The 1,756-nt window shown below is 42.2% G+C and carries 1 protein-coding gene; it reads left to right on the plus strand.

All coding sequences use genetic code 11. The annotated features are described in order from the left end of the window. Positions 1–438 precede the first annotated feature (438 nt). On the plus strand, positions 439–1,590 hold the full coding sequence (gene nhaA / locus IEW93_RS21705) for a Na+/H+ antiporter NhaA (RefSeq protein ID WP_001000601.1): 1,152 nt from the start codon (positions 439–441) through the stop codon (positions 1,588–1,590). The last annotated feature ends 166 nt before the right edge of the window (positions 1,591–1,756 follow it).

A 1,756-nucleotide genomic window follows, 5' to 3' on the forward strand; every position in this document is an offset into this window, starting at 1 on the left:
ACGTATCGACATCAATCAGCCAGTGAGCCAACATAAAAAATACCCTCAGCAATTAGTGTACTGAGGGTATTGTTAACCATCCGTAGGATCGTTCAACTGATCAATGCCTTAACTGATCGGTGTTACCCCAATGGGTGGTTTTTTAGTGGATGAAACTTCCTGAATTTTTCTCAAAAGTATGGGGTTATCATGACAGTACATGCCATGTTATGCTGATTTTCTCATAATCTTGATAAACATTTGGCGCGATAACAACAAGTACGCGCTGTGATCAAAATTGAGTGTTATGTTGGAAAATACGATGTATAGTAAACTTCATATAGGAAAAATCGAAGTTTATACTCTGAAGAAGCGATTATTCTAAAGTTTTCGACCGCTATACACTCTTATCATTCTTTGTTAATCGTTTATTAAGATAATAAATATAAGGACGAAACCATGAACGATGTCATTCGTGACTTTTTCAAAATGGAATCAGCTGGTGGTATTCTTCTCGTGATTGCCGCGGCAATTGCGATGACCATTGCTAACTCACCGCTGGGCGAAACTTATCAATCTGTACTGCATACTTATGTATTTGGTATGTCAGTTTCTCACTGGATTAATGACGGCCTAATGGCTGTTTTCTTCTTACTCATTGGCCTTGAAGTTAAGCGAGAGCTGCTTGAAGGTGCGTTAAAATCAAAAGAAACCGCAATTTTCCCTGCGATTGCAGCGGTTGGCGGTATATTAGCTCCTGCTCTTATTTACGTAGCCTTTAATGCCAACGATCCTGAGGCGATTTCTGGTTGGGCAATTCCAGCGGCGACAGATATCGCTTTTGCTTTAGGTATCATGGCGTTATTAGGTAAGCGTGTACCAGTAAGCCTAAAAGTGTTCTTGCTGGCGGTTGCTATCATCGATGATTTAGGTGTAGTTGTTATTATCGCGCTATTTTACACCGGTGACCTGTCGACCATGGCGTTGCTTGTTGGCTTCATCATGACTGGTGTCCTATTCATGTTGAATGCGAAGGAAGTAACAAAACTTACGCCATACATGATCGTCGGTGCGATCTTATGGTTCGCGGTGCTTAAATCTGGTGTTCACGCAACATTGGCAGGAGTAGTGATTGGTTTTGCTATCCCACTAAAGGGAAAGCAGGGCGAACATTCTCCACTTAAACATATGGAGCACGCGCTTCACCCATACGTGGCATTTGGTATTCTGCCTCTATTCGCATTTGCCAATGCGGGGATTTCGTTAGAAGGCGTATCGATGTCAGGTCTAACTTCAATGCTGCCACTCGGTATTGCTTTGGGTCTACTGGTTGGTAAGCCTCTAGGTATCTTTACCTTTAGCTGGGCAGCGGTAAAAATGGGCGTTGCTAAGTTACCTGAAGGCGTTAACTTCAAGCATATCTTTGCGGTATCTGTGTTGTGTGGTATTGGCTTTACAATGTCTATCTTCATTTCCTCTTTAGCGTTCGGAAATGTAAGTCCTGAATTTGATACCTATGCTCGACTCGGTATCTTAATGGGTTCTACGACAGCAGCATTACTTGGCTATGCCTTACTGCACTTTTCTTTGCCTAAGAAAGCGCAAGCGTAAGATAAAAATGAGCTATTTTGTAAAGCCTCCCAATCGGGATAACACCGATCAGTTAAGGCATTGATCAGTTGAACGATCCTACGGATGGTTAACAATACCCTCAGTACACTAATTGCTGAGGGTATTTTTTATGTTGGCTCACTGGCTGATTGATGTCGATACGTTT

Source organism: Shewanella inventionis (assembly GCF_014641855.1).
Classification (GTDB): domain Bacteria; phylum Pseudomonadota; class Gammaproteobacteria; order Enterobacterales; family Shewanellaceae; genus Shewanella; species Shewanella inventionis.